Source organism: Bacillus sp. FJAT-27001, from assembly GCF_019039175.1.
Lineage (GTDB): Bacteria > Bacillota > Bacilli > Bacillales > Bacillaceae > Bacillus > Bacillus velezensis.
On sequence record NZ_JAHOAA010000002.1, the window covers coordinates 359152 to 374725 of the forward strand.

The 15574-nt window shown below is 43.1% G+C and carries 15 protein-coding genes; 13 read left to right on the forward strand and 2 right to left on the reverse strand.

Annotation, left to right across the window (positions count from 1 at the left end; all coding sequences use genetic code 11):
• Positions 1-106: 106 nt before the first annotated feature.
• A complete protein-coding gene (locus tag BGM27_RS06490; protein WP_007408230.1) occupies positions 107-1315 on the reverse strand; it encodes an MFS transporter in 1209 nt (402 codons plus the stop codon).
• Positions 1316-1439: 124 nt separating this feature from the next.
• On the opposite strand from BGM27_RS06490, the gene BGM27_RS06495 reads away from it, so the two are divergent.
• The 6 genes from BGM27_RS06495 (at position 1440) to manA (ending at position 9091) form a co-directional block, all read left to right on the forward strand.
• The gene (locus BGM27_RS06495; RefSeq protein WP_007408231.1) at positions 1440-2324 is read left to right on the forward strand and encodes a LysR family transcriptional regulator; all 885 of its coding nucleotides are present in this window, start codon (positions 1440-1442) and stop codon (positions 2322-2324) included.
• Between the two features lie 67 nt (positions 2325-2391).
• A complete protein-coding gene (ybaK, locus tag BGM27_RS06500) occupies positions 2392-2874 on the forward strand; it encodes a Cys-tRNA(Pro) deacylase (RefSeq protein WP_007408232.1) in 483 nt (160 codons plus the stop codon).
• 44 nt (positions 2875-2918) lie between these two features.
• A complete protein-coding gene (locus BGM27_RS06505; protein WP_007408233.1) occupies positions 2919-3836 on the forward strand; it encodes an MBL fold metallo-hydrolase in 918 nt (305 codons plus the stop codon).
• 229 nt (positions 3837-4065) lie between these two features.
• Entirely contained in the window at positions 4066-6018 is a 1953-nt protein-coding gene (manR, locus tag BGM27_RS06510) for a mannose transport/utilization transcriptional regulator ManR (protein WP_020954247.1), read from the forward strand.
• 152 nt (positions 6019-6170) lie between these two features.
• Positions 6171-8129: a fructose-specific PTS transporter subunit EIIC gene (locus BGM27_RS06515; RefSeq protein ID WP_007408235.1), complete on the forward strand. Its 1959-nt coding sequence runs from the start codon at positions 6171-6173 to the stop codon at positions 8127-8129.
• A 14-nt stretch (positions 8130-8143) separates the two neighbouring features.
• Positions 8144-9091 carry a mannose-6-phosphate isomerase, class I gene (gene manA, locus BGM27_RS06520; RefSeq protein ID WP_007408236.1) on the forward strand — a complete coding sequence of 316 codons (948 nt, stop codon included), beginning with the start codon at positions 8144-8146 and terminating at the stop codon, positions 9089-9091.
• 95 nt (positions 9092-9186) lie between these two features.
• Here the strand turns inward: manA and BGM27_RS06525 are convergent, their stop codons facing one another.
• The gene (locus tag BGM27_RS06525; protein ID WP_007408237.1) at positions 9187-9912 is read right to left on the reverse strand and encodes a MurR/RpiR family transcriptional regulator; all 726 of its coding nucleotides are present in this window, start codon (positions 9910-9912) and stop codon (positions 9187-9189) included.
• 236 nt (positions 9913-10148) lie between these two features.
• Between BGM27_RS06525 and BGM27_RS06530 the strand changes: the two genes are divergently transcribed.
• The 7 genes from BGM27_RS06530 to tet all read left to right on the forward strand — a co-directional run bounded on the left by BGM27_RS06530 (position 10149) and on the right by tet (position 15289).
• On the forward strand, positions 10149-10961 hold the full coding sequence (locus tag BGM27_RS06530) for a Cof-type HAD-IIB family hydrolase (protein ID WP_007408238.1): 813 nt from the start codon (positions 10149-10151) through the stop codon (positions 10959-10961).
• A 32-nt stretch (positions 10962-10993) separates the two neighbouring features.
• Positions 10994-11797 carry an HAD-IIB family hydrolase gene (locus BGM27_RS06535; RefSeq protein ID WP_007408239.1) on the forward strand — a complete coding sequence of 268 codons (804 nt, stop codon included), beginning with the start codon at positions 10994-10996 and terminating at the stop codon, positions 11795-11797.
• Positions 11798-11970: 173 nt separating this feature from the next.
• Positions 11971-12303: a DUF2651 family protein gene (locus BGM27_RS06540; RefSeq protein WP_007408240.1), complete on the forward strand. Its 333-nt coding sequence runs from the start codon at positions 11971-11973 to the stop codon at positions 12301-12303.
• Between the two features lie 217 nt (positions 12304-12520).
• Entirely contained in the window at positions 12521-13021 is a 501-nt protein-coding gene (locus BGM27_RS06545; RefSeq protein ID WP_007408241.1) for a DinB family protein, read from the forward strand.
• 161 nt (positions 13022-13182) lie between these two features.
• Complete coding sequence (gene satA, locus BGM27_RS06550) at positions 13183-13704, forward strand: streptothricin N-acetyltransferase SatA (RefSeq protein WP_007408242.1); 522 nt, start codon at positions 13183-13185, stop codon at positions 13702-13704.
• A gap of 112 nt (positions 13705-13816) precedes the next feature.
• A complete protein-coding gene (locus BGM27_RS20785; protein WP_134816631.1) occupies positions 13817-13879 on the forward strand; it encodes a tetracycline resistance efflux system leader peptide in 63 nt (20 codons plus the stop codon).
• A gap of 33 nt (positions 13880-13912) precedes the next feature.
• A complete protein-coding gene (gene tet, locus BGM27_RS06560) occupies positions 13913-15289 on the forward strand; it encodes a Tet(L)/Tet(K)/Tet(45) family tetracycline efflux MFS transporter (RefSeq protein WP_007408243.1) in 1377 nt (458 codons plus the stop codon).
• Positions 15290-15574 lie beyond the last annotated feature (285 nt).

Here is a 15574-nt window from a genome sequence, read left to right on the forward strand (position 1 = left end):
GCCGGCACGATATTTGAAATCTACTGAATCAAAAGGAATAGTTATAGGGAGTATCGTGCCGGCCTTATCTTTAGTATCGGACAAAAGGCACAAATCTTTAATGTTTTTATTGATTTACATGCAGGCGGCTATGTCCCTTTTTTCTGAATTCCGCCAGAAATAAAACCGGATAAGACAGCAATAGCAAAACCGAAATAAATGAAATGATACCGATCCAATGAAAATGCGTCCAAAAGAAACCGCCGCAAGACCCGGCCACGCTTGAACCGATATAGTATGCAAGCAGATATAATGAAGAGGCTTGCGCGCGCTGATCACCGGCTGCGCGGCCGACCCAGGCGCTTGCGATCGAATGAGCGCCGAAAAAGCCGAAGGTAAAGACGGCAATCCCCGCGATTTTGAGCGCAAGCTGGGGCAAAAGTGTCACCGCTGCGCCGGCAAGCATAACAAAAATCGCAATCTTAATCATTTTTCCGCTTCCGAAAAGATCTGCTTTTTTCCCCATATAGACCGAGCTGAACGTTCCCGCGAGATAGACAATAAAAATAAAACCGATCACAGTCTGCGACAAATGATAAGGAGCCGCCATTAAATGAAAGCCGATATAATTATATAATGTCACAAAACTCCCCATTAATATAAATCCCAGAGATATTAACAAAAGCAGCCGTTTGCGGTGCAGGACCGCTCCGTATTCCTTACATGCCGCTTTTACGCCCGCATGCCGCTGAGATGAATGGCGCGGAGCCGGAAGAAAACGCCAAAACAAATAGCTTAATACAATAGAAAGAATGCCGATGATGGCAAGCGCCGGCCGCCAGCCGAATACATCGGTCAGAAGCCCCGTTAACAGCCTGCCGCTCATTCCCCCGATGCTTGTGCCGCTGATATACAAGCCCATCATTTTCCCGAGGCCCTTCGGATCAAACTCCTCGCCTACATATGTCATAGCGACAGCCGGAACTCCTGCCAGGAAAATACCGAGCAGCGCCCTCATCGCCAAAAGCGCCGGAAAGGCCGGACTGAACGCTGTTAATAGACCTAAAACAGAAGTAGCTGTTAACGACAGCACCATTAATTTTTTTCTGCCGAATCCGTCAGACAACGAAGCGGCGGCCAATAATGAAAATGCCAAAACGGCTGTTGAGATGGATAAAGTTAAGCTGGCAGCCGCAGCGGAAATATGAAACTCTTCCGAAAACAAAGGCATAAGCGGCTGTGTCGTGTAAAGCGTGGCGAAGGTCACAAAGCCGCTGATAAACAGAGCCAAGCTGGCCTTTCTGTAAGCCTTTGTGTGAGGCTGAATAAACGTCATGAATGTCCCTCTTTTCTCACTGTTGGTTATATATGTATCGTACGCTTTTCATTTCAATGTGTCTAATTTATAATAACTATAGAATTAATGCGTGTAGGTTATGAAGAAAGGGGAGAAGGAGAAAATGGAGCTTCATCAAATTGACAACTTCATTGCGGCGGCAACTCATCAGCATTTCACAAATGCGGCAAAAGAAAGAATGATTTCTCAGCCGGCATTAAGCCGATCGATTATCAGGCTCGAAGAAGAATTAGGCGCGCCGTTATTTTACAGAGAGACAAAAGCCGTCCGGCTGACAAGGCACGGAGAGCAGTTCTTAATAAAAGCAAAACAAGCGAGACGAGCTTTAAATGAAGGCGTTGAACAAGTGAAAAAGAATATGAGCCTGGAGCACGGCGAAATATCTGTATCTTTTCTTCATACGCTCGGGCTGCGCTTAATGCCTCAGCTGATTGCCGAATTTAAAAAGCTATACCCAAACGTGACCTTCCGGCTTTATCAAGGCGCAAATGAAACGCTTCGCAAAATGGTGGAAACGGGAGATGCGGATATCTGTCTCAGTTCCCCGCCGCTTCCCAGCGAGCTTTTACAATGGACAGTGCTGGAGAAAGAGCCTCTTTATGCGGTGCTACCTGAGAACCACCCGCTTGCAGGAAATAAAAGCATTCAAATGAAAGAGATGCAGGACGAGGATTTTGTGGGTTTTAAACCGGGATACGGGCTGAGGTATATGTTTGATCTGATGTGCCGGGATTTGAATATACACCCGCATCTCGCATTTGAAGGAGAGGAAGTGTCAACCATATTAGGGCTGACCGCCGCGGGTCTGGGGGCTGCAGTGCTGCCGAAAACCGCGGAGCATTCATACTTTCCGGTCGTTTTTCTTCCGGTTGCAGATTACCAATGCGAACGCACCATAGCGTTAGCCCAGCTGAAAAACCATGCTCTCTCTCCCGCTGCTGAGCGTTTTAAACAGTTTGCACTTGAGTATTACAAAGCACGCAACTGAGCGGTCATTTTATTAAAATCAAAGTTGAAAATAAAGCAGAAAGAAATACAGAAAACGGAGGAAAACCATGGCGAAAAAAACAGTGAAAACAAATGCTGTCCGTATCATTGAGCAGCAAAACATTCCCTATGAGCTATTAGGTTACAAAACAGAAGGGGGACAGCCCGCAGACGGTCTTTCCGTTTCACAAAAAATCGGATACGCTGCCGAATATGTTTATAAAACCTTAGTGGCATCTGCAGGAACTGATCATTATTACGTCTTTGTCGTTCCCGTTGCAAAAGAACTGAATCTGAAAAAAGCTGCGAAGGCGGCAGGTGAGAAGAAAATAGAAATGATTGCCATGAAGGACCTTTTGGGAGTAACCGGCTATATGCGCGGCGGCTGCTCTCCGATTGGCATGAAAAAAAGGTTTCCGACTCTTATTGATAGATCCGCTGAAACACTGGAGTTTATGATTGTCAGTGCGGGGAAAATCGGAATGCAGCTGAAAGCAGCGCCTCAAGATTTAGCCGAAGCAAGCGGGGCGGTATTTACAGACATTGTATAAATGTCCGATGAATCTAATGGAACACGTGTCAAGGGAGAATGATAATGAAAAAAAGATATGAAAACTTGAATGGCGTGAAGAATGAACATGGATTCAGAGACATGTGGAAATGGATGAAAGAACGAAGAGAAAAAAGTAAAGACTTAAGCGAGAACATTCCGAAAGCGGTCACAAGGGATGTCCGTGATGTTGCTGTCAATCGGACGGAAACCGCCATAACATGGATCGGCCATTCTTCATTTCTGATCCAAATACAGGGGCTTAACATAATGACCGACCCTGTATGGGCGCGGAGGATGGGTTTTCAAAAACGGCTGACAGAGCCGGGATATGAGTTGAGCGAACTGCCTGACATTGATGCTGTGCTCATCTCACATGGGCATTATGACCATCTTGATTTTCCGAGTATAAAAAAACTGAGAGGAAACCCGGATTTTTACGTGCCTGCGGGACTGAAAAAGCTGTTCAACAAAAAAGGCCGCAAAAAGGTCCATGAAATGAATTGGTGGGATCGTTTTGAGATGCGGGGGGTGAATATATCATTTGTTCCGGCCCAGCACTGGACACGGAGAACGCTTTGGGATACCGATACCTCTCATTGGGGAGGCTGGGTCATAGAAAGCAAAAACGGCGAGTCCATCTATTTTGCAGGAGATACAGGCTATTTTGAAGGCTTTAAAGAAATCGGAGAGAGGTTTCGTATTAAGGCGGCTCTGATGCCGATCGGAGCATACGAACCGGAATGGTTTATGCAAGTGTCACATATCAATCCGGAAGACGCCGTGAAAGCGTTTTTGGAGCTGAAGGCTGACAGCTTCATTCCCATGCATTACGGGGCATTCCGGCTTGCTGATGATACAGGCCCGGAAGCATTAAGCAGACTGCATGGCGAGTGGGACCGACTTGCATTACCTCCTGAAAACCTGAAAGCATTAGCGCTTGGCGAAACATTTTGGCTGTAACAGCAGGTTTTTGCTGCCGACACCAATCGTTTAAAAACGGTTGGTGTTTTGTTGTCAACCAAAGGTGAACAGCTTTAGTATAAAACATGATTTTTCCGGAATCTGCGGTAAAAAACAAAACTTTTTACTCTTTTGTTTCACTATAAAATGAAAACGGTTTCGTATGTGCAGTATATTTAACCTATCACAATTGCTCCAGCAGAAACGGACAGGAAGGATAGAAAAACAGATGAAATACATGAATTCAAGGCAGAAAAAGATTTTGTATCTGTTGTTATCTGAACCTGATGACTACTTAGTTGTGCAAGATTTCGCAGACAGGGTCCGCTGTTCTGAAAAAACGATCAGGAATGATTTGAAAACGATTGAAGATTTCCTGAATGAACATGCTCAAGCTCAGCTGATCCGCAAACCGGGATTAGGCGTCTATTTACATATATCTGAACAGGAAAGGTCACGGTTAAGCCGGCAAATTTATAATGAGCACTTTACGTGCAGGCACAAGACTGATGAAGAAAGAATACTTCACATCGCTTATGATTTATTAATGAATTCAAAGCCCGTTTCCGCAAAAGAAATTGCCGCACAGCATTTTGTAAACAGAGCTTCCATTAAAAAGGATGTAAGTGCGGTTGAAGAGTGGCTGAAGCGATTTGATCTCACGCTGGTTTCTAAACAGCGGCTCGGCTTAAAGATTGAAGGGGACGAAAAAAACAAAAGAAAAGCATTGGCGCGAATTTCAGATTTGATTGATAATGCGGAATTTACAAGCCAATTTATAAAAAGTAAGTTTTTAAGTTATGAAGCGGACTTTGTGAGAAAAGAAATCAAGTTATTACAAAAAAAACATTCTATCTATTTTACGGATGAAACATTTGAAAGTTTGCTGCTGCATACATTGCTGACTATCCGCCGTATCAAAATGAAACAGCCGGTCGCCATTTCTGCAAGACAGCTGGACGCGGTAAAAAAGAAGAAAGAATATGAATGGACACTGGCTTGTTTAAAACGGCTTGAGCCGGTATTTGCCATCCGGTTTCCTGAGGAAGAAGCCGTCTATTTAACTTTACATATAATAGGCGGGAAAGTCCGCTATCCATCGCAGCAAGAAAAGAAGCTTGATCTTGAAGATTCTGAGCTTTCCAAAGTCGTCAGGCATTTGATCAATCGTGTTTCAGAACTGAAAATGCTGGATTTTCATAAAGACCAGGAACTGATCAACGGATTGAACATTCATCTCGATCCGGTGTTGAAGCGGCTGAGCTATGATCTCTCTGTTTCAAACCCCATGCTTCACGACATCAAAAAAATGTACCCTTATTTGTTTCATCTTATCATTGACGTTTTAGAAGACATCAATCAAACATTTGATCTTTATATTCCTGAAGAAGAGGCGGCCTATTTGACGCTGCATTTTCAGGCAGCGATCGAACGGCTGCGCCGAAGCAGGCATAACCCTAAAAGGACGATCATCGTCTGCCATATGGGCATTGGCATGTCACAATTGCTGCGGACTAAAATTGAACGCAAATTTCATCACATTACGGTAAAAGACTGTATCGCAAAAGCGGAGCTGACAGAGTATATCAAAAAGCATAAAGATATAGATTTCGTTATTTCTACGATAGGGCTTGGAAATGTAACGATCCCTCATATTGTCGTATCACCGCTTTTGGAGTCTGCTGATGAAAAGAAGCTCAGCGCATTTATGCAACAGCTTGATACATCGCACCGCCGGGAGCAAAAAACGTTTAAAATGCTGAACGACACGACTCCGTTTCTCGTTTTTTTACAGCAAGAGACAGAGCACCGTTATCAGGTCATTGAAAAGCTGGCGCAGGCTTTGTATGAAAAAGGCTATGTAGAAAAAGAGTATGGCATTCATGCAGTAATGAGAGAAAAAATGTCGGCGACAAATATCGGGGCGGGTATTGCCATCCCTCACGCGAACTCTAAATATATCAAACAATCAGCCATTGCAATCGCCACCTTAAAAGAGCCGATTGAATGGGGGACAGAAAAGGTGTCGCTCGTTTTTATGCTTGCTGTCAAACACGAAGATCAAAACAAGGTAAAGCAATTATTCAGTGAGCTTTCCTATCTTAGCGAGCAGCCGGCATTTATTCAAAAACTGACGGAAGAAAAAAATGTGATGACGTTTTTATCGTATTTAAACTATTAAAAGCAGGGAATATCTCCCTGCTTTTTTTCTGTTTATAGGGAAAAATGCCGTTATTTCCGGAACTTATGGTAAAAAAACGCGCTTATCACAGGCTGATTTCAGTATAAAGTTGAGACAAGATCTTGAAATTCAGACTGCAAAGGAGGATTTATATGAAACTGTTAGCGATTACATCATGTCCGAACGGCATTGCCCATACGTATATGGCTGCTGAAAATTTACAAAAAGCAGCCGGCAGATTAGGCGTTGAGATCAAAGTGGAAACCCAAGGCGGAATCGGGGTGGAAAATAGGCTGACCGAAGAGGAAATCCGGGAAGCAGACGCAATCATTATCGCGGCGGACCGCTCGGTGAACAAAGACCGATTCGCGGGAAAAAAGCTGCTGGCCGTCGGGGTTCAGGAAGGCATCCGCAAACCGGAAGAATTAATTCAAAAAGCGCTTAGCGGTGAAGTGCCGGTCTATCAATCTGCTTCAAAAGCTGAATCCGCAAGTCAGCAGGGCAAAAAACAAAACCCGATTTACCGTCATTTAATGAACGGCGTTTCTTTTATGGTTCCTTTCATTGTCGTCGGCGGATTATTGATAGCGGTTGCATTGACGCTTGGAGGAGAAAAAACACCAAAGGGGTTAGTCATTCCGGACGAGTCTTTTTGGAAAACGATTGAACAGATCGGCAGTGCTTCTTTTTCATTCATGATCCCGATTTTAGCCGGGTACATCGCGTTCAGCATCGCTGATAAGCCGGGTCTTGTCCCCGGAATGATCGGCGGATATATTGCGGCATCCGGCAGCTTTTACGACAGTGCAAGCGGCGCAGGATTTCTTGGAGGAATCATTGCGGGATTTTTGGCGGGATATGCGGCGCTTGGAATCAAAAAATGTAAAGTTCCTAAAGCAATACAGCCGATTATGCCGATCATTATTATTCCGGTGTTTGCCTCACTGATCGTCGGTTTGGCGTTTGTCTTTCTGATCGGCGCCCCCGTCGCTCATATTTTCGCATCATTAACAGTTTGGCTTGCGGGAATGAAAGGTTCGAGCTCAATTCTTCTGGCATTGATTTTAGGAGCGATGATCTCCTTTGATATGGGAGGACCCGTAAACAAGGTGGCCTTTCTTTTCGGATCGGCAATGATCGGAGAAGGAAATTATGAAATCATGGGCCCGATTGCCGTTTCCATTTGTATACCGCCGATAGGGCTTGGGATTGCAACGTTTTTAGGAAAAAGAAAATTCGCCGCCGCAGAAAGAGAAATGGGAAAAGCATCATTTACGATGGGCCTTTTCGGTATCACGGAAGGAGCCATTCCATTTGCGGCCCAAGACCCCCTTCGTGTGATCCCGAGTATTATGGCGGGTTCTATGACCGGATCGGTGATAGCGATGATCGGCCATGTGGGGGACAGAGTGGCACACGGCGGCCCCATCGTTGCTGTACTTGGAGCAGTAGATCATGTACTGATGTTTTTTATCGCTGTAACAGCAGGCTCTCTTGTCACCGCTCTGTTGGTTAATGTACTGAAGAAAGATATGGCGAAATCCCCCGCGCCCGGCGAGGTGCTGCAGTCTGCCGCACCAAATGAAGCTGCAGCGGCAAAAGAAACAAAGGAACCATCTCAGGCTGACAGCCGAAAAGCCGGGATGACCGAAATCAAAAAACTGACTGACATTATCAGTACGGACTTGATTGAACCGCATTTATCCGGCGAAACGAGGGATGACATTGTCGACGAAATGATCGAGAAAATGTCCCGTAAAGGTATGCTGCTGTCTGACAGCGGATTTAAGCAGGCCATTTTGAGCCGGGAACAGCAGGGAACCACGGCGATAGGTATGAATATCGCCATTCCGCACGGAAAGTCTGAAGCCGTCAAAACGCCGGGTGTCGCATTCGGAATAAGACGCTCGGGTGTTGACTGGAACAGCCTTGATGGTTCTGATGCAAAACTGATTTTTATGATTGCCGTACCGAAGGAAAGCGGCGGAAATCAGCATCTGAAAATATTGCAGATGTTATCCCGAAAACTGATGGATGACAGCTATCGGGAAAGGCTGCTCTCCGTTCAGACAAAAGAAGAGGCGTATGAGCTTCTGGAAGAAATCGAATAAAGCGGGGGATGATCATGTCTACTGAACCGATATTTTTCAATCCGGTTTTCAAAGAAAGAATTTGGGGAGGCGCCGCCCTGCGTGATTTTCACTATAATATTCCGTCCGAGCGGACAGGGGAGTGCTGGGCCTTCGCCGCTCATCAAAATGGACAGAGCACAGTTCAAAACGGCATGTATAAAGGATGTACGCTCGGTGAATTGTGGGAGCATCACAGAGATTTATTCGGAAACCTTGAAGGAGATCGTTTTCCTCTTCTTACAAAAATTTTGGACGCGGACCAAGACCTGTCCGTTCAGGTGCATCCGAATGATGACTTTGCCAAAATGCATGAAAACGGGGAACTTGGAAAAACCGAATGCTGGTATATCATTGATTGTGCAAAAGATGCGGAGATCATTTTCGGCCACAACGCAACAACAAAAGAAGAACTGATATCCATGATTGAGCGCGGAGAATGGGGCGGGCTCCTGAACAGAGTTAAGGTAAAGCCGGGAGATTTCTTCTTTGTCCCAAGCGGCACCGTTCACGCGATTGGAAAGGGCACACTTATTTTAGAGACGCAGCAAAATTCAGATACGACTTACAGATTGTATGATTACGGAAGAAAAGATGCGGACGGCAGGCTGCGCGAGCTCCATTTGGAAAAAAGTATAGAAGTGATAGACGTTCCATCTGTCCGTGAACGGCCGACCGTTCAATATAAACAAACAGATGATCTGCTGGCAGCTGTTTTAATAGAATGTCCTTATTTTTCAGTCGAAAAGTGGGTTGTAAAAGGTGAAGCAAATCTATTCCAGCATCATCCCTTCCTTCTTGTCAGCGTGATCGAAGGAGACGGAATAATGAGTGCAGGCGGACATGAATATCCCTTTAGAAAAGGAGATCATATTCTCCTGCCTTCCGGTTTGGGAGAATATAAACTGGCAGGCCATGCAAATTGTATTGTGTCTCATCTGTGATCCTCAAAACCCTTCTCTAGCATCAGAGAAGGGTTTTTTATTATTTTTACAAAAAGGACGGAATTTCCAGTGTATCAGTGTTTTCGTTCCTGAATTTATTCTCTCAATTTGTATATCTCCCGAGCCATTGATTCAAGTATGTACATAGCGGGGATTTGGGTGGTGACATTCGCATTTTCAACCCATTCTTCCGTCACGTAATATGAAATATTCACATCGGACATTTTGGCAATGGTTGAATGTTTATGATTTGTAATACTGATGACCCGGCTGCCTTCTTGTTTCAGCTGATTCAGATGAGTCACCGTAGAATCTCCTTCACCTGAAACCGATAATGCGATTGTGATGCTGTTATGACGGAAATGGGAATGGGCCGGAAAGTAAGGATCTTTAATATACATTGAAAGTTTCCCTAAGCACGAAAAATATCTGGCCCCGTATTCGGCGAGAATTCCTGAACTTCCCACTCCGATAAAAATGACGCTTTCTGCATCGGCCGCAAGGGCTGCTGCTTCCTTCAGCTTTTCTTCCATCTCTCCGCTTACTGTTCTTTCAAAAAACTCGGCAACGGAATGATGGGGACTCTTTAAAATCGTTTTTTTATTTGCCTCCGTATACATTTTCAGCTTCACCTTAAACTCCGAAAACCCTTCACAGTTTATTTTTTTGCAGAAACGTAAAATAGAAGCCGTAGATACATGGGTTTCATTTGCCAATTCACGGATTCGCATATAGACGACTTTCTCGCTATTTTGGGAGATGTAGTTGTATAAAGAAGTTTCAAGCTCGTTAAATGAAGCAATCATTTCGTGTGTGAACATGCAGGGGGATTCTCCTTTTTATGAGAATGGTGAATGTACATCTAATCGTAACATATCATTTTTAAAAGAAACATAGTGTTATATTTATGTGACAAATCACTTTTTGTGTCATTCAAAACAAGACGTCAGCCAATGATTTACGGCGCAAAACAACTGCGGATATAATTCGTTCATACGCTTTATGCATGATCTCTTCAAGGGTCTCTGACAAAAGCGGCCGAAAAAAGGAGGACAATATGAGTATCAAACTGATAGCGGTTGATATGGACGGAACGTTTTTGAATGATGAAATGGCATATAATAAAGAGCGTTTTATGAATCAGTATCGTGAATTAAAATCGCGGGGGATTAAATTTGCCGTAGCAAGCGGAAACCAATATGCGCAGCTTACATCCTTCTTTCCGGAAATCAAAAGTGAAATCGCTTTCGTTGCTGAGAATGGCGCTTTCGTCGTGAATGCCGGAGAAGAATTATTCGCGGGTAGCATGTCTGAAAACACTATAAAAGCAGTGATCCTTGCTTTAGAGCAGTATGAGGTGAAAAACGTCATTGTCTGCGGAAAAAAAAGCGCGTATATTCATGAAAAGGCCGGTGAAGATGAATATCTGCATGCCAGTAAGTATTATTATGTGTTAAAAAGGGTGCCGCATTTTGAAAACATCGATGATGACATTTTAAAATTTTCCATCAGCTTTCCCGCCGAACATTGTTCCGCACTTCTGAGCCATTTGAAAAACGCCATCGGGTCTTTCGTCACGCCTGTATCAAGCGGGCACGGTGACATAGATCTGATCATACCGGGGCTTCATAAAGCAAGCGGGATTAAGCTTCTCCAGAAACAATGGGGGATGGGTGATGAAGAGTGTGCGGCCTTCGGAGACAGCGGCAATGATCTGGAGATGGTGTCCGCCGTGAAATACGGGGTCGCCATGGATAATGCGCAGGAAAGCATTAAACAGGCTGCCGCGCATATCACGCAATCAAACAATGAAGAAGGGGTCTTAAATGCGATTGATTCCATCCTCAAATGTGAAAAACCCTTTGTCTGAAAAAGACGTTTTAACTGCGGAGGTGCTGAACGATGATTAAATTAGTGATTACGGATTTAGACGGTACATTTTTAAATAATCAAGGCGATTTTGACAGAACGTTATTTGAAAAGACAAAACGAGTAATGGAGGAACAGCATGTCGCTTTCGCCATCTGCACCGGGAAGCAGTGTGAAAGGGTGGAAGCCTTATTCGGAGAAGACGCGAATGATTTTTGGGTTTTAGGAGACAGTGCCACACGTATAAAAAAGAACGGCAAGTTCGTATATGAATCTTTGATCAGCAATGAAGCGGGACTGTCAATTATAGGCGCTTTAGAAAAAATCAGCTGCGGGCATAGCATTATCGCGTGCACAAAAAATGGCGCGATCGTAAAAGAAAATCTGTCTGAAAGTGAAATGAAATATGTAAATGCCTCTTATGCACATGTAACGAAAATAACTGATTTTACTGAGATAAAAGACGATTTTATCAAGATTACGGTTCATGACCCCGACGCCAACTGTCCGGAAACGAGAGAGAAGCTGCATGAATTTTTTCACCAATTATATATCGTAGCATCAGAGGATACCTGGATGGACATATCAAATATCGGAATACATAAAGGAACAACAGTACAAGAACTGCAGCGATTATTAGGGGTTTCGGCTGATGAAACAATGGCGTTCGGAGACGGCCGCAATGACAAAGAATTGATGGAAGCGGCATCCTACAGCTTTGCGGTTAAGAATGCCATTGACGAAATAAAAGATGCGGCGCACTTTGTCATCAAATCAAATGAGGAAAGCAGCGTCATGCACACGATTATGAGAATATTAGCGCTGCAAAAACAATGATGGGCTAAAATCAATGCGGCATGACTTACTAGGGATAGAAAAAGCGGGCTATCCTCAGACTTTAATTCACTCCTGATTTTCCTAAAGTATGTTAAAAATGAATAAATATCTATATTTGACTCGATGGTATTGGTATAATATGTATAAAATGAATGAAGCGGTGTAATATCAAGATGAAAAAAATCACTTCATATCAGACAAAAAGTAGGAACTGCCTCGTTTTGAAATTCGGAGGTGTTTGTATTAGCCCGCTGTTGAGCCCCGCGTATATCATTCTTATTTTTCTTCCGGCAGCTTCTTTTCTGTTAGGGATTTTAGGATATTTCATCTTTAAAAAAGTATGGATGATGGTTGTTATTGTCTTCATTTTGTCCTTGATATTCATGTTTATTGTAATAGGTGCCGAACCGACATTTTTCATTTGGGTGGCTATGATGACGGGGAGCTGTTTTGTCTCCGGTTCAATCACTAAGACGATATGGACTTTTGCAAAGAGAAAATATTAGACAGAAGAATCCTGTTTGAACAGCTATCCTTTTTTTGTCGATTGAAGAAAAAGAAGTATAGAGGTATCCGTTATGTTCTTATATTTTGTCTGTTGTTGTCAGTTCGGGCTTTCTGTTAAAAATGTCTGTCTATCGTTTTGTTCTTTTTTAACTAAACGGAGCACTATAATTGAACTGCAGATACATAGAAAAACAAAAAAGGATAAGGAGGATTTTTATGTTTCAAACTTTAGACCATTTTTTGAAATCTTGGGAATTCGAAGCCGATGCGACACAAAAACTGCTGAATCATCTGACTGATGAATCACTTAAACAAGAAATCACTTCAGAACATTGGACTTTAGGCCGTATTGCTTGGCATACTGTCGCTGCCATTCACATCATTACCTCAAACACAGATTTAACGTTTCACGCTCCGGCCGAAGATTATCCTGTTCCTGCATCGGCGCGGTTTATTGCTGAGAGTTATCATCAAGCCAGTAATGCATTTGTACAGGCGTTAAAAACGCAATGGACTGACGATACACTTCAAGAATGTGTCAACTTTATTGGTCAGCAATTGCCAAATGGTTCACTTTTGATGTTTTTAATTCAACATCAAAACCATCATCGAGGACAAATGACTGTCCTTATGAGACAAGCAGGTTTACCTGTTCCGGGTATTTACGGTCCGGCAAAAGAGGAATGGATTAAATTCGGTTTGGAAGCTCCGAAATAGGATATTGTTGTAAGGGCTCGAAAGAATAGATGATACCAATCGATGTTGGTATCTTTTTTGTTTTAGTCTTAGAGTGATTAAACCGGTATCCATGACATGCAGACGAATCAACAGTTCAATAGATGTAAATTAAGGTCAATAAATGCAGAAAGGTGATTATGATGATAACTAAAATGACGCGATTCAATATGAAAGACTTCAATAAACCAAACGAACCTTTCGTAGTTTCAGGGAGAATCATCCCTTCATTTGAGGACAATGTTTGGACATATACAGAGGAGAAATTTGCTGAGCCTTATGTCAAAAAATATGACGATGAAGACATTGATGTCAGTTATATTGAAGAAGAGGATAAAGTTGTCTTTTTTTATTACGCAGAGAACGACTGTGTCGGCCGGAGTAAGCTTCGTTCTAATTGGAATGGATACGCACTGATTGAAGACATTGCCGTTGCAAAAGATTATAGAAAAAATGGTGTCGGGACGGCTTTATTACATAAATCGATTGAGTGGGCGAAGGAGAATCATTTATGCGGTCTTATGCTTGAAACACAAGATATTAATGTTTCAGCTTGTCATTTTTATGCCAAAAATAACTTTGTCATAGGAGCGGTCGATACAATGCTTTATTCCAATTTTTCAACAGCAAATGAAATTGCGGTTTTTTGGTACTGTAAATTTTAAATATAACAGTATTTGATGTTTCGTCATTTGCGGGTGTGTGTCGCAAAGTATTCAAAACATCGGCTTGAGGATTTATAATAAGGTATATCAATCAATGCAGGGGGAGTTATGTATGAAGTGCAAAAAAATGAACAGGGTCCAATTAAAAGAGGGAAGCGTATCAATGGCCCTATAAACTGCGTCTGCCCTCATTAATGGAGGGAAATTTGTGAATACGCCTTATTCACAGTCAGCTTTACGGCACCACCAAGTGTTCATTTGGCTTTGTGTTCTGTCATTTTTCAGCGCATTAAATGAAATGGTTTTGAACGTATCATTACCTGATATCGCCAACGATTTTCATAAACTGCCAGCGAGTGCAAACTGGGTGAACACGGCCTTTATGTTAACCTTTTCCATCGGAACTGCTCTGTATGGAAAGTTATCAGATCAGCTGGGGATCAAAAAGCTGCTCCTATTTGGAATTATGGTAAATGGCTTCGGGTCGATCATTGGATTTGTCGGACACTCTGTCTTTCCTGTACTCATTCTGGCCCGATTTATTCAAGGGGCTGGTGCAGCCGCATTCCCGGCTCTTGTGATGGTTGCAGTAGTACGCTATATTCCGAAAGAAAACAGGGGTAAAGCATTTGGTCTGATCGGGTCGCTGGTGGCAATGGGGGAAGGTGCCGGACCAGCTATTGGCGGAATGATCGCTCATTATATTCACTGGTCATATTTGCTGCTTATTCCGACAGCAACAGTTATCACCGTTCCATTCCTGATGAAACTGCTGGAAAAGGAAGAAAGAATCAGCGGGCGCTTTGATATGGCGGGGATTATATTAATGTCTGCAGGCATCGTATTTTTTCTGCTGTTTACAACGTCATATAGAATGTCTTTTCTGATCATCAGTATTCTAGCTTTCCTGATATTTGTGAAACATATTAGGAAAACTCAAGATCCCTTTGTTGACCCTGCGCTGGGGAAAAATGCCTTGTTTATGATGGGCGCCCTTTGCGGAGGCCTGATATTCGGCACTGCAGCAGGATTTGTGTCTATGGTTCCTTATATGATGAAAGATGTTCACCATTTAAGTACTGCGGCAATTGGAAGCGGGATTATGTTTCCCGGGACGATGAGCGTCATCATCTTCGGTTACATTGGAGGATGGCTTGTTGATCGGAAAGGTTCTTTATATGTGCTGACCATTGGGATTGTATTGATGTCTTCCAGCTTTTTAATCGCTGCCTTTTTCATAGATGCGGCACCTTGGCTCATGACCGTTATCATCGTTTTTGTTTTTGGGGGGCTCTCCTTCACAAAAACGGTTATATCTACAATTGTGTCTGGCAGTTTGAAACAAAAGGAAGCCGGCGCCGGAATGAGTCTGCTTAATTTTACGAGCTTTTTATCAGAGGGAACAGGCATTGCAATTGCAGGCGGTTTATTATCGATCCGCTTGCTGGATCAAAGGCTGCTGCCTGTTAATGCTGATTATTCCGCTTATTTGTACAGTAATATGCTCATTCTTTTTGCAGGAATCGTTGTTATGAGCTGGCTGGTAACCATGAATGTCTATAAACGTTCGCAAAGAAATGACTAAAAAGGGAAAAGGATCAAACTTGATAAAAGTTTTGATCCTTTTTTGAGGAGATTCCTTATTCCGGAAGCTTTTGTCGATCAATGAAAGGGGAGTTCACTGCCAATCGGGACTTTTGAGAAAGTGTTTGAGGATATTAAAATAGGCCGGAGAGAAAGTTAATCATTCTGTTTGAAAATGACCATGAAGTTCGTAAGCAGTATGGTTTTAACACGCATCTGGATTCCCCTGACAAAGTAAAGGTTTTTGGGGATTTATGTTAAAATAATAGTAAGAACCTTGTGCAGC